The organism is Blastococcus sp. SYSU D00820, assembly GCF_054050695.1.
Window position 1 is genome coordinate 179,147 of sequence record NZ_JBJGZW010000003.1, and the last position, 22,640, is coordinate 201,786.

22 protein-coding genes are annotated in these 22,640 nt (G+C 75.1%); 12 read left to right on the forward strand and 10 right to left on the reverse strand.

Features of this window, described 5'->3' with window-relative positions; all coding sequences use genetic code 11:
- Positions 1–125: 125 nt before the first annotated feature.
- Positions 126–3,134 (forward strand): aminomethyl-transferring glycine dehydrogenase, encoded by a 3,009-nt coding sequence (gene gcvP, locus ACI79R_RS06310; protein WP_456572732.1) that lies wholly within the window; start codon positions 126–128, stop codon positions 3,132–3,134.
- A gap of 4 nt (positions 3,135–3,138) precedes the next feature.
- Here the strand turns inward: gcvP and ACI79R_RS06315 are convergent, their stop codons facing one another.
- The 3 genes from ACI79R_RS06315 to coaA all read right to left on the reverse strand — a co-directional run bounded on the left by ACI79R_RS06315 (position 3,139) and on the right by coaA (position 5,166).
- On the reverse strand, positions 3,139–3,687 hold the full coding sequence (locus ACI79R_RS06315; protein WP_456572733.1) for a DUF1697 domain-containing protein: 549 nt from the start codon (positions 3,685–3,687) through the stop codon (positions 3,139–3,141).
- A 22-nt stretch (positions 3,688–3,709) separates the two neighbouring features.
- Positions 3,710–3,913: a DUF5999 family protein gene (locus ACI79R_RS06320; protein ID WP_456572734.1), complete on the reverse strand. Its 204-nt coding sequence runs from the start codon at positions 3,911–3,913 to the stop codon at positions 3,710–3,712.
- 290 nt (positions 3,914–4,203) lie between these two features.
- The gene (gene coaA, locus ACI79R_RS06325; RefSeq protein ID WP_456572735.1) at positions 4,204–5,166 is read right to left on the reverse strand and encodes a type I pantothenate kinase; all 963 of its coding nucleotides are present in this window, start codon (positions 5,164–5,166) and stop codon (positions 4,204–4,206) included.
- Positions 5,167–5,266: 100 nt separating this feature from the next.
- On the opposite strand from coaA, the gene ACI79R_RS06330 reads away from it, so the two are divergent.
- The gene (locus ACI79R_RS06330; protein WP_456572736.1) at positions 5,267–6,115 is read left to right on the forward strand and encodes a GNAT family N-acetyltransferase; all 849 of its coding nucleotides are present in this window, start codon (positions 5,267–5,269) and stop codon (positions 6,113–6,115) included.
- Here ACI79R_RS06330 and ACI79R_RS06335 read toward each other — a convergent pair.
- A complete protein-coding gene (locus ACI79R_RS06335) occupies positions 6,100–6,645 on the reverse strand; it encodes a YbhB/YbcL family Raf kinase inhibitor-like protein (RefSeq protein WP_456572737.1) in 546 nt (181 codons plus the stop codon). The genes ACI79R_RS06330 and ACI79R_RS06335 overlap by 16 nt on opposite strands.
- A 123-nt stretch (positions 6,646–6,768) precedes the next feature.
- Here ACI79R_RS06335 and ACI79R_RS06340 point away from each other — a divergent pair, with 123 nt between their 5' ends.
- On the forward strand, positions 6,769–7,500 hold the full coding sequence (locus ACI79R_RS06340) for an HAD family hydrolase (RefSeq protein WP_456572738.1): 732 nt from the start codon (positions 6,769–6,771) through the stop codon (positions 7,498–7,500).
- Positions 7,497–9,857, forward strand: a complete 2,361-nt coding sequence (locus ACI79R_RS06345; protein WP_456572739.1) for a glycoside hydrolase family 65 protein — start codon at positions 7,497–7,499, stop codon at positions 9,855–9,857. The genes ACI79R_RS06340 and ACI79R_RS06345 overlap by 4 nt, the downstream gene beginning before the upstream one ends.
- A gap of 1 nt (position 9,858) precedes the next feature.
- Here ACI79R_RS06345 and ACI79R_RS06350 read toward each other — a convergent pair whose 3' ends face one another.
- The 3 genes from ACI79R_RS06350 to ACI79R_RS06360 all read right to left on the reverse strand — a co-directional run bounded on the left by ACI79R_RS06350 (position 9,859) and on the right by ACI79R_RS06360 (position 12,465).
- Entirely contained in the window at positions 9,859–10,566 is a 708-nt protein-coding gene (locus ACI79R_RS06350) for a M50 family metallopeptidase (RefSeq protein ID WP_456572740.1), read from the reverse strand.
- A 145-nt stretch (positions 10,567–10,711) separates the two neighbouring features.
- Positions 10,712–11,491: an ABC transporter permease gene (locus ACI79R_RS06355; RefSeq protein WP_456572741.1), complete on the reverse strand. Its 780-nt coding sequence runs from the start codon at positions 11,489–11,491 to the stop codon at positions 10,712–10,714.
- 17 nt (positions 11,492–11,508) lie between these two features.
- Entirely contained in the window at positions 11,509–12,465 is a 957-nt protein-coding gene (locus tag ACI79R_RS06360) for an ATP-binding cassette domain-containing protein (protein ID WP_456572742.1), read from the reverse strand.
- Positions 12,466–12,570: 105 nt separating this feature from the next.
- On the opposite strand from ACI79R_RS06360, the gene ACI79R_RS06365 reads away from it, so the two are divergent.
- The 3 genes from ACI79R_RS06365 to ACI79R_RS06375 all read left to right on the forward strand — a co-directional run bounded on the left by ACI79R_RS06365 (position 12,571) and on the right by ACI79R_RS06375 (position 14,437).
- Positions 12,571–13,350 carry a TetR/AcrR family transcriptional regulator gene (locus tag ACI79R_RS06365; protein WP_456572743.1) on the forward strand — a complete coding sequence of 260 codons (780 nt, stop codon included), beginning with the start codon at positions 12,571–12,573 and terminating at the stop codon, positions 13,348–13,350.
- 42 nt (positions 13,351–13,392) lie between these two features.
- Positions 13,393–14,040 (forward strand): LysE family translocator, encoded by a 648-nt coding sequence (locus ACI79R_RS06370; protein ID WP_456572744.1) that lies wholly within the window; start codon positions 13,393–13,395, stop codon positions 14,038–14,040.
- A gap of 166 nt (positions 14,041–14,206) precedes the next feature.
- Complete coding sequence (locus ACI79R_RS06375; protein WP_456572745.1) at positions 14,207–14,437, forward strand: hypothetical protein; 231 nt, start codon at positions 14,207–14,209, stop codon at positions 14,435–14,437.
- 6 nt (positions 14,438–14,443) lie between these two features.
- On the opposite strand, the gene ACI79R_RS06380 is transcribed toward ACI79R_RS06375, so the two are convergent.
- Both ACI79R_RS06380 and helR read right to left on the reverse strand, forming a co-directional pair.
- On the reverse strand, positions 14,444–14,803 hold the full coding sequence (locus tag ACI79R_RS06380; protein WP_456572746.1) for a VOC family protein: 360 nt from the start codon (positions 14,801–14,803) through the stop codon (positions 14,444–14,446).
- 64 nt (positions 14,804–14,867) lie between these two features.
- Positions 14,868–17,015 (reverse strand): RNA polymerase recycling motor ATPase HelR, encoded by a 2,148-nt coding sequence (gene helR, locus ACI79R_RS06385; RefSeq protein WP_456572747.1) that lies wholly within the window; start codon positions 17,013–17,015, stop codon positions 14,868–14,870.
- A gap of 863 nt (positions 17,016–17,878) precedes the next feature.
- Between helR and ACI79R_RS06390 the strand changes: the two genes are divergently transcribed.
- Positions 17,879–18,103, forward strand: a complete 225-nt coding sequence (locus ACI79R_RS06390) for a hypothetical protein (protein WP_456572748.1) — start codon at positions 17,879–17,881, stop codon at positions 18,101–18,103.
- Between the two features lie 10 nt (positions 18,104–18,113).
- Here ACI79R_RS06390 and ACI79R_RS06395 read toward each other — a convergent pair whose 3' ends face one another.
- A complete protein-coding gene (locus tag ACI79R_RS06395) occupies positions 18,114–18,527 on the reverse strand; it encodes a hypothetical protein (RefSeq protein ID WP_456572749.1) in 414 nt (137 codons plus the stop codon).
- A 160-nt stretch (positions 18,528–18,687) separates the two neighbouring features.
- Here ACI79R_RS06395 and ACI79R_RS06400 point away from each other — a divergent pair, with 160 nt between their 5' ends.
- The 4 genes from ACI79R_RS06400 (at position 18,688) to ACI79R_RS06415 (ending at position 22,571) form a co-directional block, all read left to right on the forward strand.
- Positions 18,688–19,464: a glycerophosphodiester phosphodiesterase gene (locus ACI79R_RS06400; RefSeq protein WP_456572750.1), complete on the forward strand. Its 777-nt coding sequence runs from the start codon at positions 18,688–18,690 to the stop codon at positions 19,462–19,464.
- Positions 19,461–20,354, forward strand: coding sequence for a lysophospholipid acyltransferase family protein (locus tag ACI79R_RS06405; protein ID WP_456572751.1), 894 nt, complete (start codon positions 19,461–19,463; stop codon positions 20,352–20,354). The genes ACI79R_RS06400 and ACI79R_RS06405 overlap by 4 nt, the downstream gene beginning before the upstream one ends.
- Positions 20,355–20,421: 67 nt before the next feature.
- A complete protein-coding gene (locus ACI79R_RS06410) occupies positions 20,422–21,789 on the forward strand; it encodes an MFS transporter (RefSeq protein ID WP_456572752.1) in 1,368 nt (455 codons plus the stop codon).
- Positions 21,786–22,571, forward strand: a complete 786-nt coding sequence (locus tag ACI79R_RS06415) for a thymidine kinase (protein WP_456572753.1) — start codon at positions 21,786–21,788, stop codon at positions 22,569–22,571. Before ACI79R_RS06410 ends, ACI79R_RS06415 begins: the two co-directional genes overlap by 4 nt.
- The last annotated feature ends 69 nt before the right edge of the window (positions 22,572–22,640 follow it).

The window sequence follows — 22,640 nt, forward strand, 5'->3', positions numbered from 1 at the left end:
GCGTTCCCGGCGGTCCCCTCCGCCACGTACGACCGTTATCCCCAACAACTGTGGCCACGGACGGCCGCCGGCGCCAGGACGGCGACGAGGGGAGCGGGTCCCGCGCCGCTGGTAGCGTGCCTTCAGTGACCGACCGCGCACCGTTGACCGGGTCGCTGCCCTCCCTGACCGATCTGGACCCCGCGGGGTCCTTCGCCGGCCGGCACATCGGCCCGCGGGCCGCCGAGACCGAGCAGATGCTCGCGGCCGTCGGCTTCGACTCGCTGCAGTCACTGGTCGACGCCTGCGTGCCCGAGGCCGTCCGCGACCGCCGGCCGCTGGACCTGGCGCCCCCGGCGGACGAGGCCGGGGTGCTCGCCCAGCTGCGCGAACGGGCGAGGGCCAACGAGGTCTTCACCTCGATGATCGGGCTGGGCTACTCCGGCACCGTGACCCCGGCGGTCATCCAGCGGACCATCCTGGAGAACCCCGCCTGGTACACGGCCTACACGCCCTACCAGCCCGAGATCAGCCAGGGCCGGCTCGAGGCGCTGCTGAACTTCCAGACGATGGTCGCCGACCTCACCGGCCTGCCGGTCGCCGGCGCGTCCATGCTCGACGAGGCCACCGCCGCGGCCGAGGCGATGACGCTGGTCCGCCGCGCCGGCGGCGTCGGCGGCGGGCGTGGCGCCAGGGACGGAGCGGTGTTCGTCGTCGACGCGGACACGCTGCCGCAGACCCTGGCCGTGCTGCGCACCCGCGCCGAGCCGCTGGGCATCGGGCTGCACGTCGCCGACCTCTCCGCCGGCTGGCCGGCCGACCTGCCCGAGGCCGGCGCGTTCGGCGTGCTGCTGTCCTTCCCGGGCGCCAGCGGCGCGGTCCGCGACCACCGGGCGCTGGCCGCCGCGGCGCACGAGGCCGGTGCCGCGGTCGTCGTCGCCGCCGACCTGCTGGCGCTCACGCTGCTCGAGGCTCCGGGGGAGTGGGGCGCCGACGTCGCCTGCGGCAGCACCCAGCGGTTCGGCGTCCCGCTGGGCTACGGCGGCCCGCACGCCGGCTACCTGTCGGTGCGCGAAGGGCTGGCCCGCCAGCTGCCCGGTCGCCTGGTCGGGGTGTCGGTGGACGCCGACGGCGACGTCGCCTACCGGCTGGCGCTGCAGACCCGCGAGCAGCACATCCGCCGGGAGAAGGCCACCTCCAACATCTGCACCGCGCAGGTGCTGCTGGCCGTGATGGCCGGCGCGTACGCGGTCTACCACGGGCCCGAGGGGCTGGCCGCGATCGCCGCCCGCGTGCACCGCACCGCCCTGGCGCTGGCCGGCTGGCTGCGCGCCGGTGGCCTGCGGCTGGTGCACGACTCGTTCTTCGACACCCTCACCGTGGCCGTGCCCGGCCGGGCGGCCGACGTGGTCGCCGCGGCCGCGCAGCGCCGGATCAACCTGCGGCTGGTCGACGCCGACACCGTGGCGGTCGCCTGCGACGAGACGACGACGGTGGACACCATCGCGGCGGTCGCCGAGGCGTTCGGCGTGGCGGCCGACCGCGCCGTCCTCGACGACGACGGACCGGACGCCCTGCCCGGGGACCTGCGCCGGCGGACGCCGTACCTCACCCACCCGGTCTTCTCCGCCCACCGGTCGGAGACGGCGCTGCTGCGCTACCTGCGCGCGCTGTCGGACAAGGACCTCGCGCTGGACCGCACGATGATCCCGCTGGGCTCGTGCACGATGAAGCTCAACTCCGCGGTAGAGATGGCCGCGATCACCTGGCCGGAGTTCGCCGGGCTGCACCCCTTCGCCCCGGCGGAGCAGGCCCGCGGCTACCGGCAGCTGATCGACGAGCTGTGCACCGACCTGGCGGAGATCACCGGGTACGCCGCGGTGAGCGTGCAGCCCAACGCCGGCTCGCAGGGGGAGTTCGCCGGGCTGCTGGCGATCCGCGGCTACCACGCCTCGCGCGGGGAGAGCCACCGCGACGTCTGCCTGATCCCGAGCTCGGCGCACGGCACCAACGCCGCCAGCGCGGTGATGGCCGGCATGCGCGTGGTCGTCGTCGCCTGCGACGAAGCCGGCAACGTCGACGTCCCCGACCTGCGGGCCAAGGTCGACCAGCACGCCGACCGGCTCGCGGCGATCATGATCACCTATCCGTCGACGCACGGGGTGTTCGAGACCGAGGTCCAGGAGATCTGCGCCGCGGTGCACGACGCCGGCGGCCAGGTGTACGTCGACGGCGCCAACCTCAACGCCATGGTGGGCCTGGCCCGCCCGGGCCGGTTCGGCTCCGACGTCAGCCACCTGAACCTGCACAAGACCTTCTGCATCCCGCACGGCGGCGGCGGTCCCGGCGTGGGGCCGATCGGCGTCCGGGAGCACCTGGTGCCGTTCCTCCCGGGCCACCCGCTGGCCGACACCGGCGGTGACGGGCCGACGGTCTCCGCGGCGCCGTGGGGGTCGGCGGGCATCCTGCCGATCTCGTGGGCCTACCTGCGGCTCATGGGGCCCGACGGGCTGCGCCGGGCCACCGAGCACGCGATCCTCGGCGCCAACTACCTCGCCGCCCGGCTGCGCGAGCACTTCCCGGTGCTCTACACCGGCCGCGACGGGCTGGTCGCGCACGAGTGCATCCTCGACATCCGGCCGCTGACCAAGGCCACCGGCATCACCAACGACGACATCGCCAAGCGGCTGGTCGACTTCGGCTTCCACGCCCCGACGATGAGCTTCCCGGTGGCCGGCACGCTGATGGTCGAGCCGACCGAGAGCGAGGACAAGGGCGAGCTCGACCGGTTCGTCGAGGCGATGGTGTGCATCCGGGCCGAGATCGAGAAGGTGGCCTCGGGCGAGTACGACCGCACCGACAACCCGCTGCGCAACGCGCCGCACACGCTGGGCATGGTGGCGGGGGAGTGGGGCCGGCCCTATCCGCGGTCGGCGGCGGTGTTCCCCGTGCCGCGGCTGGCCACCCGCGGGTACCTCAGCCCGGTGCGGCGGATCGACCAGGCGCACGGCGACCGCAACCTGGTCTGCTCGTGCCCGCCGCCGGAGGCGTTCGCCGAGCCGGCTCCGGCGACCGCGCCGGTCGGCCGGGTGCCCGGCCGGTCCGAGGGTGCCCCCGACGACCTCGGGACGGCGGCCGACGCCGTCGGCGCCTGACCGGTCAGCCCACCATCCGCGCCAGCGCGGTGACCGTCCGCCAGTTGCGGGTGGTCGCGCCGTAGCGGGGGCGGGCCAGGCGCTCGGCGAGCTTCGAGGCGAGGAAGCCCTCGGGGGTGTGCAGCCACAGCACGCGGCCCTCGATGCGGGCGTCCTCGGCGCTGCCGGCGGCCCGGGCGGCGGCCAGGGCCGCGGTCAGCTCGTCGACCATCTCCGGCGGATACGGCTCGCCGCGCGCCGCGACGTGCAGCCGCTTGGGGTCGTCCTGCTCGGGGAACGGGTTGCCGGCCACCACCGCGGCCACCTCGGCGCGGGTCAGGACGACGACCGGCACGGTGAGCCCGAGGTCGGCGGCGATCGCCGCGGTGATCCGGTCGGCCAGCTCCGTCGTCGTCGGCGACCCGGCGGCGGTGAGGACGACGTTGCCGCTCTGCAGGTACGTGGCCACGTCGGTGTGGCCGAGGCCGGTGACGACGGCGGTCAGGTCGGCCATGGAGATCCGGTTGGTGCGGCCGACGTTGATGCCGCGAAGCAGAGCGACGTGGGTGGGCACCCCGGCATGGTGCCCCGCGCGGTCAGCGCCCGGCGAGCGCCGGGGTGCGCCAGTCGCGGTGGTGGGCGACGGCCCGGCCGTCGGGGAGCAGCTCGCCGTCGTCGTCGAAGAGGACGACGCCGTTGCAGAGCAGGCTCCAGCCCTGCTCGGGGTGGCTGCTCACGACGACGGCGAGGTCGCGTACGTCGCTGGAGGCGTCGGGGCAGGGGGTGGCGTGCTGGCACATCGGAGGACTCCCGATCGTCGGCGGGGAAGGCCGCGGATACGTGGTGTGAGCGCCCGATCACTCGGACAGCACGAGTGTGCTCCCGGTCACGGCGCCGTGTCAGGGACCGTTCTCGCCCACGTCACCCGAACGGGTCGTCAGGACCTGCCATGGTGTGCCACGCCCTCCGCGGCGCACCATGCGCGGGCGTGGGGGACCGCCCCGTCACGCGAGCCCCGCCGGGAGGCGGATGCGCCGGCGCGGCGTCCCGGGCCCGATCCGGCGGTCCGGGCGCACACGCCGGGCGGGCGTCAGATCTTGCGGAGGAGGACCCGGCGCACCGAGTGGTCGGCGGACTTCTGCAGCACCGCCCGCGCGCGCGACCGGGTGGGCGCGATGTTGCTGCGCAGGTTCGGCCCGTTGACCCCGCGCCAGATGTCGAGCGCGGTCGCGCGCGCCTCGTCGTCGCTGAGCCCGGCGAAGCGGTGGAAGTAGGCGCTGGAGTCGGCGAACGCCGTCCGCCGCAGCGCGAGGAACCGCTCGACGTACCACTGCTGGATGTCGGCCTCGGCGGCGTCGACGTAGACGGAGAAGTCGAAGAAGTCGGAGAGGAAGACCTCCGGCGCGCGGCCGTCGCTGCGCCGGCCGGCCTGCAGCACGTTGAGCCCCTCGAGCACGAGGATGTCGGGCCGGTCCACCACCTGCACCGAGCCCGGCACGATGTCGTAGGACTGGTGGGAGTACATCGGCGCGCTCACCTCGCCGCGGCCGGACTTCACGTCGGCGAGGAAGCGGATCAGCGCCCGCCGGTCGTAGCTCTCGGGAAAGCCCTTGCGGCCCAGCAGCCCGCGCGCCTCGAGCACCTCGTTGGGGAACAGGAAGCCGTCGGTGGTGACCAGGTCGACGCGGGGGGAGCCGGGCCCGGCGGCCAGCAGCGTCTGCAGCAGCCGGGCGGTGGTGCTCTTGCCGACCGCCACGCTGCCGGCCACGGCGATCACGTACGGCACCTTGGCCGTGCTGTCGCCCAGGAACCGGCTGCGCTCGGCCCACAGCCCCCGGCTGGCCTGCACGTGCAGGTCGAGCAGCCCGGCCAGCGGCAGGTAGACGGTGGCGACCTCGTCGAGGTCGATGCGGTCCCCGAGGGACTTCAGCGCGGCCAGCTCGGCCTCGTCGAGGGGCAGCTGCTGGCCGGCCGCGAGGGCGCGCCAGGACGCGCGGTCGAACACCGCGTAGGGGGAGATGGAGGTGCGCGTCCCGGCCGTCACGGGCCCCATCGTGCCGTCCGCCCCCGCGGCCTCACCCGGCCGGGTGGGAGCCGGCGGCCATCCGGCGTCCGTTCCCGCCGGTGCGCGCCGACGCGTCTAGGGTTCCCCTGTGCCCTCCACCCGCGGGCTGCTCGACCGGATCGAGCAGTACCACGCAGCCGCGCCGCTCCCGGACGGGCCGGTCGAGCGGGTGGGCGCGCTCGCCGTCCCGCTGACCCCGCCGACCTGGCCGTTCCCGGCCCGGCCGGCGCCGGGTGCCGGACCGGTGACCGCGGACGACGTCCGCGCGGCCGCGGCGCTGCAGGAGCAGCACGGCCTGCCGGTGGCGCTGGAGTGGATCTGCGAGCGGTCCACCGAGACCGCCGGCGCGGCCCGCGAGGCCGGGCTGACCGTCGAGGACATGCCGCTGCTGGTCGCCGCCGACCCGGTCGAGCTGCTGCTGCCGGCCGGCGTCCGGCTCTACATCGTCGGCGCCGACGACCCGCAGCTGGCGCACTACCTGCAGCTCACCGAGATCGCCTTCAGCAACCCCGGGGGCGCCGCCGACGTCGACGGCCCGGACGAGGACCTGCCGGCCCCGCCGCGCACCGAGGTGCTGCGCGAGCGGATCGCCACCGGCCGCACGGTGATGATGGTCGCCGTCGAGGACGGCGAGCCGGTGGCCGTCGGCTCGCACCAACCGGTCGACCTCGACGGCACCGAGGTCACCGAGATCGCCGGGGTCGCCACGCTGCCCCGGCTGCGCGGCCGCGGCCTGGGCGCCGGGCTGACCTCCGCGCTGGCCGCGCACGCGCGCGAGACCGCGGACCTGGTCTTCCTCACCGCCGGCGACGACGACGTCGCGCGGTTCTACGAGCGGGTCGGCTTCGCGTGGCTGGCCACCACGGGGGTGGCCGACCGCCCGGCGTCCCCGGTGGGGGAGCCGCCGGGCGGCCGGGGAGCTCAGGCCTCCTCGTAGGTCGCCACCAGCGTGGCGCGCCCGAGGGTGTGGCTGAACAGGTTGAAGCCGAGCACGGCCGGGGTCGCGTCGGCGGGGACGCCGAGGTCCTCGGTGTCCACCGCGTGGACGACGACGAAGTACCGGTGCGGTCCGTGCCCGGACGGCGGCGCGGCACCGACGTAGCCGGCGAAGCCCGCGTCGTTGCGCAGCTGCACCGCGCCCTCGGGCAGGCCCGCGCCACCCTGGTCGCCGGCGCCGCTGGGCAGCTCGGTCACCGAGGCGGGGATGTTGCACACCGCCCAGTGCCAGAAGCCGCTGGCCGTCGGGGCGTCGGGGTCGTAGACGGTGACCGCGTAGCTGCGCGTGCCCTCCGGGGCGCCCGACCACGACAGCTGCGGGGACCGGTCCTCGCCGCCGGCGCCCATGACACCGCTGACGTGCGGCCGGTCCAGCGGCTGCCCGTCGGCGACCTCGGTGCTGGTCACCTGGAAGCTCGGCACCTGGGGCAGGAAGCCGTACGGGTCGGGCGGGGTGGGCCGGTCGGCCATGGGGGTCCTCTCCTCGGTCGGCACGCGGAACGGCGTCCGCCGTCCCGCGCCGAGACTAGGAGCGTGGGGGAGTCCACGCTCTCCCGTCCGACGCGCGGGCCCGGCCGCCGGTAGCGTCGGGCCGTGCTCGGGCTCCCGCACGGCATCCGTGCCTGCCTCTTCGACCTCGACGGCGTCCTGACCCGCACCGCCACGGTGCACATGGCCGCCTGGAAGCGCACCTTCGACGAGTTCCTCCGCGCCCACGATCCGCAGGCGCCGGAGTTCACGCAGGAGGACTACAACCGCTACGTCGACGGCCGCCCCCGTGCCGACGGCGTCCGCGGCTTCCTGGCCAGCCGCGGGATCACCCTGCCCGAGGGCGGCCCCGGCGACGTGCCCGGCGCGGCGACCGTCTCCGCGATCGCGCTGCGCAAGAACGAGCTGGTGCTGACCGAGCTCGCCGAGCACGGCGTCGAGGTCTATCCCGGCTCGATGCGGTACCTGCGCGCGGTGCGCGACGCCGGGCTGGCCACCGCCGTGGTCACCGCGTCGGCCAACGGCGGGCAGGTGATCGCCGCCGGCGGCTTCGCCGACCTCATCGACACCCGCATCGACGGCCTGGTGACCGCCGAGCGGGGGCTGCGCGGCAAGCCGGCCCCCGACACCTTCCTCGCCGGCGCCGAGGCGCTCGGGGTCTCCCCGGCCGAGGCCGTGGTGTTCGAGGACGCGATCGCCGGCGTCGCCGCCGGACGGGCCGGCGAGTTCGGCTACGTGGTGGGGGTGGACCGCGTCGGCCAGGCCGACGAGCTGCGCGACGCCGGGGCCGACGTCGTCGTCACCGACCTGGACCAGCTGCTGGAGGACCGGCGATGACCGAGGGCCGGGCCACCTTCCCCATCGAGCCGTGGGCGCTGACCGAGATCGGCCTGGACCACGCGTCGCTGGGCACCCACGAGTCGGTGTTCGCGCTGGCCAACGGGCATATCGGCATGCGGGGTTCGTTCGAGGAGGGCGAGCCGGTCGTCGTCCCCGGCACGTACCTCAACGGCTTCTTCGAGGAGCGGCCGCTGCCCTACGCCGAGGCCGGCTACGGCTTCCCGGAGCAGGGGCAGACCGTCGTCAACGTCACCGACGGCAAGCTGATCCGGCTGCTGGTCGGCGACACCCCGCTGGACCTCGACTACGGCGAGATCGTCGAGCACCGCCGCACCCTGGACCTGCGCCGCGGCGTGCTGCGCCGGCTCACCGAGTGGCGCTCGCCCAACGGGCGGACGGTGAAGGTGACCAGCACCCGGCTGGTCTCGCTGCGCCGCCGGTCGATCGCGGCCATCGAGTACACGGTGGAGTGCGAGGACGGCCGCGGCGACCTCTACATCGCGCTGCAGTCGGACCTGCTGGCCAACGAGCCGGTCGACAGCGGCAGCGAGAGCGACGACCCGCGCGCCGCGGCCGCGCTGCGCCGGCCGCTGGCCAACGAGCTGGCCGTCGGCCGCGGGCAGCGGGCGGTGCTGGTGCACCGCACCAAGCGCAGCAAGCTGCGGATGGCCGCCGGCATGGACCACGTCGTCGAGGTGCCGGACTCCGCCACCGAGGACATCGAGGCCGGGGAGGACCTCGCCCGCTTCACCCTGGCCGCGCGGCTGCCCCAGGGGCAGAAGGTCACGCTGGTGAAGTACCTGTCCTACGGCTGGTCGTCCCGGCGCTCGGCCGCCGCGCTGCGCGACCAGGTGGAGGGCGCGCTGGCCACCGCGAAGCTGGCCGGGTTCGAGCGGCTGCTGCGCGAGCAGAAGGAGGTGCTCGACGAGCACTGGGCGCAGGCCGACGTCGAGATCGAGGGCGACGACGAGCTGCAGCAGGCGGTGCGGGTCGGCGTCTTCCACCTGCTCCAGGCCGGGCTGCGCGCCGAGCGGCAGCCGATCCCGGCCAAGGGTCTGACCGGCCCCGGCTACGACGGGCACACCTTCTGGGACACCGAGACCTACGTGCTGCCGGTGCTCACCTACATCGCACCGCACGCCGCGCGCGACGCGCTGCGCTGGCGGCACTCCACCCTCGACCTGGCCCGGGCCCGCGCCGCCGAGCTCGGCCGGCGCGGCGCGGCCTTCCCGTGGCGCACCATCCGCGGCGAGGAGACGTCGGGCTACTGGCCGGCCGGCACCGCGGCCTTCCACATCAACGCCGACATCGCCGACGCCGTCGTCCGGTACTGGCACGCCACGCTGGACGAGGAGTTCGACCGCGACTACGGCGCCGAGCTGCTCATCGAGACCGCCCGGCTGTGGGCCTCGCTCGGGCACTTCGACGCCGAGGACGGCTTCCGCATCGACGGGGTGACCGGCCCAGACGAGTACACGGCCGTGGTCGACAACAACGTCTACACGAACCTCATGGCGCAGCGGAACCTGCGCGAGGCGGCCAACGCCGTCGAGCGGCAGCCCGACGTCGCCGGGCGGCTGGAGGTCGGCGAGCACGAGGTGGCCGGCTGGCGGGAGGCGGCGCGGCGCATGCGCGTGCCGTGGGACGCCCGGCTCGGCGTGCACATGCAGTCCGACGCGTTCACCCACCACGAGGAGTGGGACTTCGCCGGCACCCCGCCGGAGAAGTACCCGCTGCTGCTGCACTACCCCTACTTCGAGATCTACCGGCGGCAGGTGATCAAGCAGGCCGACCTGGTCATGGCGCTGCACCTGCGCGGCGACGCCTTCACCCAGGAGGAGAAGGTCGCCGACTTCGCCTACTACGAGGCCCGCACGGTGCGCGACTCCTCGCTGTCGGCGGCCCAGCAGGCCGTGGTGGCCGCCGAGACCGGGCACCTGGACCTCGCCTACGACTACTGGGGCGAGGCCACGCTCACCGACCTGCAGAACCTGCACGGCAACTCCGGCCACGGGCTGCACATCGCCTCGCTGGCCGGCGGCTGGACGGTCGCGGTCGCCGGGTTCGGCGGCATGCGCGACCACGACGGCCGGCTGCTGTTCGCGCCCCGGCTACCGCGGCGGATCACCCGCCTGCGGTTCCGGGTGGCCTACCAGGGCCGCTGCCTGGAGGTCGTCGTCGAGCCGGAGCGGGCCACCTACCGGCTGGTCGAGGGCGAGCCGCTGGACATCCACCACCACGGCCGCCGGGTGACCGTCGACCTCGACGACCTCGTGGTCGACATCCCGCCGCCGCGCGAGGTGGAGCCGGTGTACCAGCCGGCCGGTGCGGCGCCGCGGCGGCGGAGCCGCTGACTCAGGAGAGCAGCCACCAGCCGCCGAGGGCCAGCGCGCCGAGGTCGACGGCGAGGAAGACGCCGACCCACAGCGTGCCGGGCAACCGGGTGAGCCGGGCCAGCTGGTCGGCGTCGGAGTCCGGCGCGGCCCGCCGGCGCCGCGAGCGCTGCAGCTCGAGCACCGTCTTCGGCGCGGCCAGCAGCAGGAACCAGGTGAGGGTCGCGGCGACCACCGCCTGCCCCTCCGGCGGCAGCCACCGCGTCGCGGCGAACACCGCGACGCCGGTGACCAGCACCGACCACAGCCCGTACCAGTTGCGGATCTGCACGAGCAGCAGCGCGAGCAGCCCGAGCAGCGCCCACAGCAGGCCGACGGCGTGCCCGGCGGCGAACAGCGCCGCGGCGCCCAGGCCGAACAGCGCCGGCCCGGGATAGCCGGCCGCGCAGGTCAGCACCATGCCGAGGCCGGTCGGCCGGCCGGCGGAGACGGTGAGCCCCGAGGTGTCCGAGTGCAGCCGGATGCCGGCCAGCCGCCGCCCGGCCGCCAGCGCCACCAGGCCGTGCGCCCCCTCGTGGGCGATGGTCACGACGCTGCGCGCCGGGCGCCACAGCGCGGGGGAGAGGACGACGGCCAGCGCGGCGAGCGCCGTCAGCAGCAGGACGGGGAGCGGCAGGTCCGGCACCGGCGTGGTCACCCGCGCCCAGAACCGGCCGAGGGCGTCGGCCACGCGCGTCGTCCTCCTCGGTCCGGCGGTCGGTGCCCCAGCCTCGCAAAGCTTCCTGGCAGCCTCCTGGACGTTCGACCGTTATCCCTAACAGCACGCCAACTCTCGCTCCGCTGGGCACGACGCGTCGGGGGAGGAGCAGCGACGGTCAGGCCGCCCGCCGCCGGAATGCCCAGGAGGCGGCGCCGGCACCGACGGCCAGCAATCCGGTGCACCAGAGCAGCGCCACCCAGCCCGAGGATCCGACGGGCGTGCCGGTCAGCAGGCCGCGCACCGTCTCGATGACCGGCGTGATCGGCTGGTGGTCGGCCACCGCCCGCAGCGCGGAGGGCAGGGTCTCGGTCGGCACGAAGGCGCTGCTCAGGTAGGGGAGGAAGAGCATGAGGAACGACAGCGCGCTGGCCGACTCGACGCTGCGGGCGAGCACCCCGAGGAAGGCCGCGATCCAGCTCAGCGCCAGCACGTAGAGCAGCAGCAGGCCACCGACCGCCGTCCACTCGAGCAGGCCGGCGTCCGGCCGGAAGCCCATCGCGACCGCGGCGGCCACCACGACCGCCGTCGAGAGGGCGTTGCGGGCGACGCTGGCCACCACGTGCCCGGTGAGGACGGCCGAGGCGGCCACGGGCATCGACCGCAGCCGCTCGACCATCCCGCCGGTCATGTCGGAGGCGACCGCCATCGCGGTGGACGCCGCGCCGTAGCCGGCGCACAGCAGCACGATGCCGGGGACGACGTAGTCGACGTAGTCGCGCCGGGTGCTGATGGCGCCGCCGAAGACGTAGACGAACAGCGCCATCAGCATCAGCGGCAGCACGATCGACATCACGAGGGTCTCGGCGTCGCGGCGGGTGAGCCGCACGCTGCGGCCGATCATCGTGAGCTGGTCGGAGGCGGCGGCACGCAGTCCGCCGTGCACGGGCGTGGTCACGGAGCGCTCCTCGGACATCAGGCGGGGACGGGGGAGGGGAGGGGTGCTGCGGCGCGGCCGCCGCCGGTCAGCGCGAGGAAGGCGTCGTCGAGGGTGGGCCGGGCCGCGGTGACCCGGTCGACGGGGACGCCGGCGGCGAGGAGCTCGTCGAGCAGCCGGTGCAGGGTCGCCGCGGTGCCGTCGGAGGGAACGGCCACGGTGCGCCGGGCCGGGTCGGGGACCCCGCCGCGACCGGCCAGCAGCGCGGCCGCGCGCGTGGCGGCCGCATCGTCGGGGAGCTGCAGCACCAGCCGCTCGCCGCCGACGCGGGCCTTGAGCTCGTCCGGGGTGCCGGTCGCGGTCACCCGGCCGCCGTCGACCAGCACGATCCGGTCGGCGAGCCGGTCGGCCTCCTCCAGGTACTGGGTGGTGAGCACGATGGTCGTGCCGGCGTCGACCAGCTCGGCGATCGCCGTCCACATCGTCGCCCGGCTGGCCGGGTCCAGACCGGTGGTGGGCTCGTCGAGGAACAGCACCCGCGGCGTGCCGACGAGGCTCATCGCGAGGTCCAGCCGCCGGCGCATGCCCCCGGACCAGGTCTGCACGCGCCGGCCGGCCGCGTCGGTCAGCTCGAAGCGGTCCAGCAGCTCGTCGGCCCGCTGCCGGGCGGCGCGGCGTCCGAGGTGGGCGAGCCGGCCGACCATGACGAGGTTCTCCCGCCCGGTCTGCCGATCGTCGACGGCGACGGACTGGCCGGTCAGGCTGAACACCGCCCGGGCCCGCGCCGGCTCGCGGACGACGTCGTGGCCGGCGATCCGCACGCTGCCGCTGTCGGGCCGGGTCAGGGTGGTCAGCACCCGCACCGTCGTCGTCTTGCCGGCGCCGTTGGGTCCGAGCAGCGCCAGCACCTCGCCCTCCGCGGCGCTGAGGTCGATGCCGTCGAGCACCCGGTGCTCGCCGTAGGTCTTGCAGACGCCGCTCGCCTCGACGATCACGGCTCCTCCTCAGGAGTGGAATGCGTATGCGTACCGCATACGCGAAAAAGCGTATGGCCTACGCTGTGCAGCGCACAAGACCTCGAGAGCCCGGGAGTACCTGTCGTGGACACCGACGCCGAGCTGCCACCGGACGTGGCGCTGCTCTGGGGACGGCGGCCGGCGCCCCGCCGCGGGCGGGCGCCGTCGCTGACCCTGGCGGCGATCACCGCCGCGGCGATCCGGATCGCCGACGCGGAGGGGCTGGCGGCCGTCTCGATGGCGCGGGTGGCGGGGGAGCTGGGCAGCGCGCCGATGTCGCTCTACCGGTACGTGGCGAGCAAGGACGAGCTGCTGCTGCTGATGTCGGACGCCGCGCTGGAGGATCCGCCCGAGCGGCTGCCGGGGGCGGACTGGCGGGAGCGGCTGACCGCCTGGGCGTTCGGCGTGCTCGGGATGCTGCGCCGGCACCCCTGGTACCGGGAGATCCCGATCAAGGGGCCACCGGCCGGCCCGCGCAACCTCGCCTGGCTGGACCGCGCGCTGGCCGCGTTCGAGGACGTGCCGGTCGCCGAGGAGGAGAAGCTGCTCGTCGTCATGGGTCTCATGCCCGTGGTGCACGGGCAGGCGCGGCTGTCGATCGACCTGGCCGCCGGCTACGCCGAGGACCCAGCGGCCTTCGGCGCGGCCTACGGCGCCGCCCTCGCGGCGCTCGTCGACCCGGTGCGCCTCCCCGCGCTGAGCCGGACGGTCGCCGCCGGGGTGTTCGCGCCCGGTGACCCCGGCGCCGAGGAGGTGCCACCCGAGGGCTACGACGACTACGGCCCCGAGTTCGCCTTCGCGCTGAACTGCTACTTCGACGGCGTCGCTGCCTTCCTGGCGCACCGGACCGCCGGCGCCGGCTGAACCCGCTCGACGTCACCGTGCGGGCCTGCCACCCTCGCCGCCGTGGACCTCCCCGCCGGAACCGGGCTGCCGGCCTTCCTGGCGGCCGTGCTGCTGATCGCCGCCAGCCCGGGTCCGGCGATGGCGCTGATCGTGCGCCGGGCCGCGCTGCGCGGCCGGCGGGCCGCGGTGCCGACGGTGCTCGGCATCGAGGCGGGGCTGTTCGTCTGGGCGCTGCTGGCCGGCGCCGGCGCCGCGGCGCTCGTGGCCGCCTCCGAGGCCGGCTACCTCGTGCTCCGGATCGGCGGTGCCGGGGTGCTCCTGTACCTCGGCGGCCGGGCGCTGCTGGGCGTGTGGCGCGAGCGCCACGGCGGGGGAGCAGCGGAGGAGGCGGCCGTCCGGCCGGCCGGTCGGCCGTGGGCCGCCTTCGGCGAGGGGCTGGTCGTGCAGCTGGCCAACCCCAAGCTCGCCGTCTTCCTGCTCGCCTTCTACCCCCAGTTCCTGCCGGCCGGCCGATCGCCGTTCACCGCCACCCTGCTGCTCGCCGCGCTGCAGGTGGCCGTCGAGACGGTGCTCTACCTGGCCCTCGCCGCCGGCGTCGCGCGGGCGGGGGGCTGGTTCCGGCGGCCACGCGTGCGGCGGCGGCTCGAGGCGGTCACCGGCACGGTGCTCGTGGCCCTGGGGGTGCGCGTCGCCGTCTCCAGCCGGTGAGCGGTCAGGGCCGCCACCCGGGATCCGGTCGGCGAGGGCCTGCCGGCCACCGCGGCCGCCGGGCGCGGCTCGCCGTGCGGGGGCCGGGCGTCGCTGCCAGCATCTCTGCAGGTGGGAGGGGGAGTGCCAGGACCCGCCGTTCGGCACGCGTCCGGGAGGACCCCTCGTGAGCAGCTTCCGCTACAAGCCCAGCAAGCCCGTCGCCGTGCTCTCCGCGCTGATCGGCGCGGCGATGATCGTCTTCGCGCTCACCTCGCTGCGCGACGGGCCGGCCTGGTTCCTGGTGGTGTGGTGCCTCTTCGTCGCCGGGATCGTCGGGCTCAACCTCTGGGCCGCGTTCTCCCGGAACGGCTCCCTGGCCACTTTCACGCGGGTGCCGGACGACGACCGGCCCTGACGCCGCTCAGCGCGTCGTCGTCAGGTTGACCAGGTTGCCGTCGGGGTCCGCCACGTGGGCGACCCGCTGCCCCCAGGGCATGTCCGTCGGCGGGCCCTCCACCCGGCCACCGTGCTCCTCGACGCGCGCCCGCGCGGCGTCGACGTCGGGGACCTCGATGCTGAGCAGCACGCGCCCGGGCGACGTCAGCCGCTCGGCCTCCGTCACGAGGCCGAGGTCGGAGCCGCCGATCCGGAGGCCCTGGTAGAAGACCGGGCCTTCCTCGGGCATGCGCTCGGTGGCCACCGCGCCGGCGACCGCGGAGTAGAAGCGGACGAGACGTTCGACGTCGCCGGTGAGCAGCATGGGCAGGACGGTGCTGGGCACGGGGCCTCCAGGGGAGCAGATGTCGAGGGGTGGACCGTCGGGGCGGCCAGGACTCATCGCCAGGTCAGGACCCGGTCAGCACGACGAGTCGGTGCGTCGCCCGGGTCATCGCCACGTACCGGTCGACCGCCCCCTCGACGCCGGTGCCGAACCGGTCGGGGTCGACCAGCACGACCAGGTCGAACTCCAGCCCCTTGGTCAGCTCCGGGCGCAGCGACCGGACGCGGTCGCTCCCGCGGAAGGCGGGGTGCCCGATGACGCAGGCGATGCCCTCGGCGTGCCCGGCCCGCCAGGTGTCGAGGACGGCGTCGAGCTCGGCCAGGTCGCCGTGCTGGACCGGCACGCCGGTGCGGCGGATGGAGGTCGGCACGTTGGCGTCGGGCAGCACCGCGCGGATGACCGGCTCGGCCTCGGCCATGACCTCCTCGGGCGTGCGGTAGTTGACGGTCAGGGAGGCCAGGCGGACGTCGGTCAGGCCGATCCGCTCGAGCCGCTCCTGCCAGGACTCCGGGAAGCCGTGGCGGGCCTGCGCGCGGTCGCCCACGACGGTGAGGCTCCGCGACGGGCAGCGCAGGAGCAGCATCTGCCACTCGGCGTCGGTGAGCTCCTGGGCCTCGTCGACGACGACGTGTGCGAACGGGCCGGCCAGCCGGTCGGGCTCGGCCACGGGCACCGCCGCCTGGTCCACCAAGGCGTCGCGCAGGTCCCCGTGGCGGAGGCTGGTCATCAGCAGCAGCTCGGAGTCGTCGGTGGCGATGAGCTCGTCGATGACGCCCGACATCCGCTCCCGCTCGGCGGCGACCACGGCGGCCTGCTCCCGGCGGCGGCGGGCGGCCTCGGGGTCGCCGAGCCGCTGGCGCGCGGCATCGAGCAGCGGCAGGTCGGACACCGTCCACGCCCGGGCGTCCGCGCGCTGCAGCATCCGGACCTCCTCGGCGGTCAGCCAGGGCGCGCACCGGCGCAGGTAGGCCGGCACCGACCACAGGTCGCCGACCAGGTCGGTCGCCTCGAGCAGCGGCCAGGCCCGGGCGAAGGTGGTGCGCAGGGCGTCATCCTGGCCGATCGTCTTCCGGAGGACGTCGGGGGAGACGTCGGCGTCCTCGTGGGCGTCGACGAGGAGATCGAGCAGCTCGTCCCACACCTCGTCGCGGGCGTCGTTGTGCGGAGTGGCCGCGTCGCGGGCGTCGAAGGCCGCCGCCCAGTCCGCGGCGCGGACCCGGACGTCGCACCACGGTGTCGACACGGTGACCGCCCGGGCCGGCGGCTCCTCGTAGAAGCGGACGGCGGCCTCGACCGCCTCCACCATTCGAGCCGACGCCTTCAGCCGGGCCACCTCGGGATCGGCCTCGGCCGGCGCGGCGGCGCCCTCGGGTACGAGATCGCGCAGGGTGCAGATCTGGACGCCCTCCTCGCCGAGACCGGGGAGGACGTCGGAGACGTAGGCCAGGTAGGGCTGGTGCGGGCCGACGAACAGCACACCGCCGCGGCCGGCGGTCAGCCGTGGGTCGGCGTACAGCAGGTAGGCCGCGCGGTGCAGGGCCACCACGGTCTTGCCCGTGCCGGGGCCGCCGTCGACCACCAGGGCGCCGCGCGACCCGGCCCGGATGATCGCGTCCTGGTCGGCCTGGATCGTGCCGAGGACGTCGCGCATGCGCTCGGACCGGTCGCTGCCGAGGCTGGCGATGAACGCCGACTGGTCGTCGAGCGCGGCGTGGCCCTCGAGCCCGTCGGCGGTGAACACCTCGTCCCAGTAGTCGCGGATCCGTCCCCGGGTCCACCGGTAGCGCCGCCGGCTGGCCAGGCCCATCGGCGCGGCGTGGGTGGCGGCGAAGAAGGGCTCGGCGGCAGGGGAGCGCCAGTCGACCAGCAGCCGCCGGCCAGTGCTGTCGGTGAGTCCCAGCCGCCCCACGTAGACGGGGTCCCCGCCGTCGGCCGGCACGATCCGGCCGAGGCACAGGTCCAGCCCGAAGCGCCGCAGCGCCCGCAGCCGGGCGGTGAGCCGGTGCACCTCCAGGTCGCGGTCCAGCGCCTCCTGGCCGATCCCGCCGGGGGCGCGGCGCTCGGCGTCGAGGCGGGCGGCGAGGTCGGCGATCGCCCGCTCGAGGCTGTCGGCGACGTCGGCGAAGTGCCGTTCGTCGGCGGCGACGAGGGCGGGGTCGGCCTTGGCGGCGAGGTGCTCGGGCAGGTCGAACGCGCTGGTCACGGGGCTCACGGCGAGCGAGTGTGCGGCCCGACCGGGGTCTTGCCGCAAGCCCCGGGGTGAGCTATACGTTGAAGTGGGACGGAGTGAGGCGTGCCTCCGACCACTGTCTTCCTGGCCTGTTCGTGTCCGTCGCCCGGGCGACGGACAGCCGGGACCGTGCTGCGGATGCTCGTGCTCTGCCCCCACGTGGGGGCAGAGCACGAGGTCGCCGGCGGTAGGTCGGGCCGGCTGCCGATCGCCCGATGTACCGGACGCCTGCGCTCCGCAGGCCGCCGAAGCGCCGGACGGCGGGGGCCGTCCGGGACCATGCTGCGGACGCTCGTGCTCTGCCCACCGGTGGGGGCAGGGCACGAGGACGCGGACGAGAGGTTCCTCCGGCTGGAGAGCGCCGGACGGTCCGGACGTCAGCGGAGGCGGGGTCCCGGCACATTGGTTGACATAATGTGCATTATCGGCGCGAGGTCTACGGACGGCGGAGAGGGGCTGACCTCGGTTCCAGCCGAGTTCGACGAGTCGGCTGGTCCACCGATCGAGTCCGCCCGACGGTTCCCGGCAGTTCGTCGTGGCGAACGCCCGCCGGTCGCCGCACGACCGTCGACGCCCCATCAGGTCAGCCGGCGCCTGCCCCGTCGACGCAAGGCCCGCGCCTGGGCGCATGCGCCCCGGTCCGGGATCCCTCGGTGATCTCCGCTTCTCGGTCCAGCCGGCCGGCTCCCGGCGCCGTCCGGCACGCGTCCCCGGACCCTTCGCGCCATCCCCGCCACGACTCCCCCCACCCGCCAGGTCACCCCCAGATACGTCACAGTGACGCAATCGACCCCGTGTCGGCGGCTCGACGGGCGGACCGCCGGTGATCTCCGTAGGGTCGGGGCATGCACCTCCGCCGTCCCGTTGCCGCTGTGATGACCGCCCTGGCCCTCTTCGGGGGCACCGCCACGCTGGCCGCCTGCGGTGACCCCGCGGGCAGTGAGGTGGAGCGCCGGGACGGGACCACGGACGACGAGGTCAACGAGGGCGACAGCGAGGAAGAGGGTCCGAACTACACGGACCCGGAGCGCGACAGCGACGACGACGAGGACACGCAGGACCCGGACTGAGCCTCCCGGGTCAGCCGGCCCGCTCGGTGACCCAGAGCCGGTCGAGCCGGCCGGTGGAGCGCAGCAGGTCGGCCAGCGAGCGCTCGAGCTCGGCCTTGGTCGGTCGCTCGGTCAGCAGTGTCTGCACGTCCTCGAGGGCGCAGCGCAGCTGGTACAGCCGGTCCTGCAGGCCGTCGAGCTCGGCACGGGTCACCAGGACGACGTCCGGCGACAGGCCGGCCTTCGCGGTCGCCGACCGCTGCTCGTAGGCACGCTGCCGGCAGGCCTGCCCGCAGTACAACCGCGGCCGGCCCACCGAGCCCTGCTGCGGCAGCACCCGCCGGCACCAGCCGCAGCGCCGCTCGGGAGTACTCCCCTTCGTGCTGCCCTGGCCTGCGTCGCCGGAAGTCTCGACCTGTCCCTCCAGGGTCTGCTGCTCTGCCACGGGAGGCACGGTAGACCGCCCCTCCGACAGGACGCCGGGACACGCCCGACCCGCCGGTCGACGCGCCGCCGCCTCGCCGGGGCGGGACGGGCGGGACGGGTGTGACGTCGCTCCCGAGGTCCTGACCGGCCGGTTCCGGCCGCGCACTAGCGTGAGGGACGTGCCCCCGGCCCGTTTCGCGTTCCTCGACGCGCCGACCCCGCTGGCGATGGCGCACCGGGGCGGCGCGATCGAGCACGTCGAGAACACGATGCCGGCGTTCCAGGCGTGCGTCGAGATGGGCTACCGCTACCTGGAGACCGACGTGCAGGTGACGGCGGACGGCGTCCTGGTGGTCTTCCACGACCCGACGCTGGACCGCGTCACCGACCGCACCGGCCGGCTGGACCAGCTCCCGTGGTCGGAGGTGGCCGGCGCCCGCATCGGTGGCCGGGAACCGATCCTGCGGCTGGAGGAGCTGCTGGGCGCCTGGCCCGACGTCCGGTTCAACCTCGACATCAAGGCCGCCGGCGTGCTCGCTCCCCTGGTCCGCACCGTGCGGCGGATGAAGGTGCACGACCGCATCTGCCTGGGCTCGTTCTCCGACGCGCGGATCGCCGCCGCCCGCCGGCTGTTCGGCCCCACCGTGTGCACGTCGCTGGGCCCGCGGGGCGTGGCGGCGCTGCGGCTGTCGTCGTACTCGCCGCGCGCGGCGGGCCTGGTGCGCATCCAGGCCGGCTGCGCGCAGGTGCCGCTCAGACTGGGGGGCCGGGCCCTGGTCGACGAGCGGTTCCTGGCCGCCGCGCACGCCCGGGGCCTGCAGGTGCACGTCTGGACGGTCGACACCGTGGAGGAGACCACCGAGATGCTCGATCTGGGGGTCGACGGGATCATGACCGACCGTCCGTCGATGCTGCGCGAGGTGCTCCAGCAGCGCGGTCAGTGGGCCGGCCGGTGAGCGCACTTGGCGAGCGGCTGCGCGCCTGGCGGCCGGCGACCCCACCTCTGCCCGAGCACCTCGAGGGGATCCTCAAGCCCGACGACCCCGAGTGGTTCGCCCGCGAGCTCGCCATCGCCGCGGCGCCGCCGTGGTGGTTCTGGCGGTTCATGCTGCGCCGGTTCTCCTGGCTGGTGAGCATCTTCGGCCGCGTGGAGGTCACCGGCGAGGTGCCGGAGGAGCTGCGGAACGGCCCGCTGCTGCTGGCGGCCAACCACATCGGCGACTTCGACCCGTTCGTCATCGCCGTCGCCCTGCACCGGCTGGGCGTCATGCCGCGGATCATGGCCACCGGCGGCATCATCTCCGCGCCCGTCGCCGGCCCCCTGCTGGAGCGCACCGGGGGCATCCGGGTCGACCGCGGCACCGACCACGCCCGCCACGCCATCCGGGTCACCGAGGTCGCCCTCGTGCACGGCGGGCACGTCGTCGCCTATCCCGAGGGCCGGGTCGGGCTGACGCCGGACGGCTGGCCCGAGGCCGGGCGCACCGGCATGGCCCGGCTGGCCCTCGGCATGGCCGTGCCCGTGCTGCCGGTCAGCCAGTGGGGCGCGCACGAGGTGCTGCAGTACGCCAACGACTGGGGAAAGCTCCGCACGCTGCTGCGCGCCGTGGTCCGCCGTCCGGCGCTCAAGGTGCACGTCGGCCCGCCGGTGCGCCTGGACGACCTGCAGATGGGCCGGGTCGGCGACGCCAACCGGGCCCGGATGCGGATCGCCGCGGCGATCACCCGCGGCCTGGTGCCGCTGCGCGCCGGCGAGGCCGACCGGCCGCACTACGTCGACCGCACCCGGCCGACGACGGCCGTCGCGGCGTTCCCCGGCGGCGTCGTGCCCGACGACATCCCGTGAGGCGCCCGATGCGGGACGAGACCGTGCCGTGCTGGACCGGCCCCGCCGGGGCTGACACCCTGCGCCCGTGAGCAGCGAGGCCCTGGCCAGCGATCCCGCCGCCCCCTCCCCCGACCGGGCGCGGCGGCGCGAGCGGTTCGGCTGGTACTCCTACGACTGGGCGATGTCGGTGTTCAACACCAGCGTCACCACGGTCTTCCTCGGCCCGTACCTGACGTCGGTGGCCGAGGAGGGCGCCGGCGCCGACGGCCGCCTCGACGTGCTGGGGCTGTCCATCCCGCCGGGCAGCTGGTTCTCCTACGTGCTGTCGCTGTCGGTCGTGCTGCAGGTCGTGGTGCTGCCGCTCACCGGCGCCGTCGCCGACCGCACCGGCCGCAAGCGCGAGCTGCTGGGCGGCTTCGCCCTGCTCGGCGCCCTGGCCACCACCGCGCTCTACTTCGTCGCCGACGGCCGCTACCTGCTCGGCGCGGTGCTGTTCGTGCTGGCCAACATCTGTTTCGGTGCCGCCACCGTCGTCTACTACTCGTGGCTGCCCGACCTCGCGGGCCCCGACGAGCGCGACGCCGTCTCCAGCCGGGGCTGGGCGTTCGGCTACGTCGGCGGCGCGCTGCTGCTCGCCGTCCACCTGGGGCTGTTCCTCGCCCACGAGTCGCTCGGGCTCACCGAGGGCGAGGCGGTGCGGATCTGCCTGGCCACCGCCGGCCTCTGGTGGGGCGCGTTCACGGTGTTCACGATCTCCCGGCTGCGCAACCGCCGGATCGTCGCCGAGGTCGGCACACCGGCGTCCCGACCGCCCAGCGGCTTCCGCCAGCTGCTGGCCACGATGCGGGAGATGCGGGCCTTCCCGCTGACGCTGTGGTTCCTCGGCGCCTACCTGCTGTTCAACGACGGCGTCCAGACCGTCATCTCGCTGTCGGCCACCTACGCCACCGAGGAGCTCGGGCTCGACACCGGGGTGCTCACCGGCGCGATCCTCATGGTGCAGGTGGTGGCCGTCTTCGGGGCGCTGGGCCTGGGCCGGGTCGCCGCCCGGTACGGGGCCAAGCGGACCGTCCTCGGTTGCCTCGTGGCCTGGACGCTGGTGCTGGTGGCCGCCTACACGCTGCAGGAGGGCGCCGTCGGCCAGTTCTACGCGCTGGCCGCCGTCATCGGGCTGGTGCAGGGCGGCACCCAGGCGCTGTCCCGGTCGATGTTCAGCCAGCTGATCCCGGCCGGCAAGGAGGCCGAGTACTTCGGCTTCTACGAGATCAGCGACCGCGGCACCAGCTGGCTCGGGCCCCTGGCCTTCGGCCTGACCTACCAGCTCACCGGCTCCTACCGGTACGCGATCGTCAGCCTGGTGGTCTTCTTCGTGCTCGGGTTCATCGCCCTGGCCAAGCTGCCCATGCGGCGCGCGGTGGTGGCGGCGGGCAACACCCCGCCGGAGCGGCTGTGACCGCGCCGGGCGGGGAGCCCCCGGCACTGGTCGACGTCCCGGACCCCGATCCGCGCCGGCGCGCCCGGCCGACCGCCGTCCCCGCGGCGGGCAACCGCCGCTCCTATCCGGCGCCGGCCCACCTGCGCTTCTTCCACGGCACGATGGACTGCGGCAAGTCCACCCTCGCGCTGCAGGTCGACCACAACCAGAGCCGGCAGGGCCGCTCGGGGCTGCTGCTGACCCAGGGCGACCGGTCGGCGCGGCCGCAGATCTCCTCCCGCGTCGGGCTCAGCCGGGCGGCGGTCGAGGTCGACGCCGGCACCGACCTGCGGCTGCTGGTGCGCAGCCACTGGGCCGACGGCCACCGGGTCGACTACCTGATCGTCGACGAGGCCCAGTTCCTCACCCCGGCCCAGGTCGACCAGCTGGCCGAGCTGGTCGACGAGTCGCACGTCGACGTCTGGGCCTTCGGCCTGACCACCGACTTCCGCACCCGGCTGTTCCCCGGCACCCAGCGGCTGCTGGAGGTCGCCGACGACGTGCAGCGGGTGCAGGTCGAGGTGCTGTGCTGGTGCGGGCTGCCCGGCCTGCTCAACGCCCGGGTGGTGGACGGCGCGATGGTGCGCCACGGCGCCACCGTCGTCGTCGCCGACACCGCGCCCACGCCGGCTCCCGGAGAGGCCGGTCCGGAGCCCCGGGCGTACGCCCAGGTGCACTACCAGGTGCTGTGCCGGCGGCACCACGTGCTGGGCCAGCTGGGGCCGACGGCGGCCGGTCCGGGGCAGCTCGCCCTCCCCTGATCCCCCGTCCGAGGGGTGCCCGCGGCGCGGATCCCACCCCATGCGATGATTGTGGGCCGATACAGCGGA

Coding starts and splice junctions, on each gene's coding strand:
- ACI79R_RS06320 (WP_456572734.1), bottom strand. CDS start 3,913: ATGTGCCAGCACGCCACCCCCTGCCCCGACGCCTCCAGCGACGTACGC.
- coaA (WP_456572735.1), bottom strand. CDS start 5,166: ATGGGGCCCGTGACGGCCGGGACGCGCACCTCCATCTCCCCCTACGCG.
- ACI79R_RS06335 (WP_456572737.1), bottom strand. CDS start 6,645: ATGGCCGACCGGCCCACCCCGCCCGACCCGTACGGCTTCCTGCCCCAG.
- ACI79R_RS06345 (WP_456572739.1), top strand. CDS start 7,497: ATGACCGAGGGCCGGGCCACCTTCCCCATCGAGCCGTGGGCGCTGACC.
- ACI79R_RS06390 (WP_456572748.1), top strand. CDS start 17,879: ATGCACCTCCGCCGTCCCGTTGCCGCTGTGATGACCGCCCTGGCCCTC.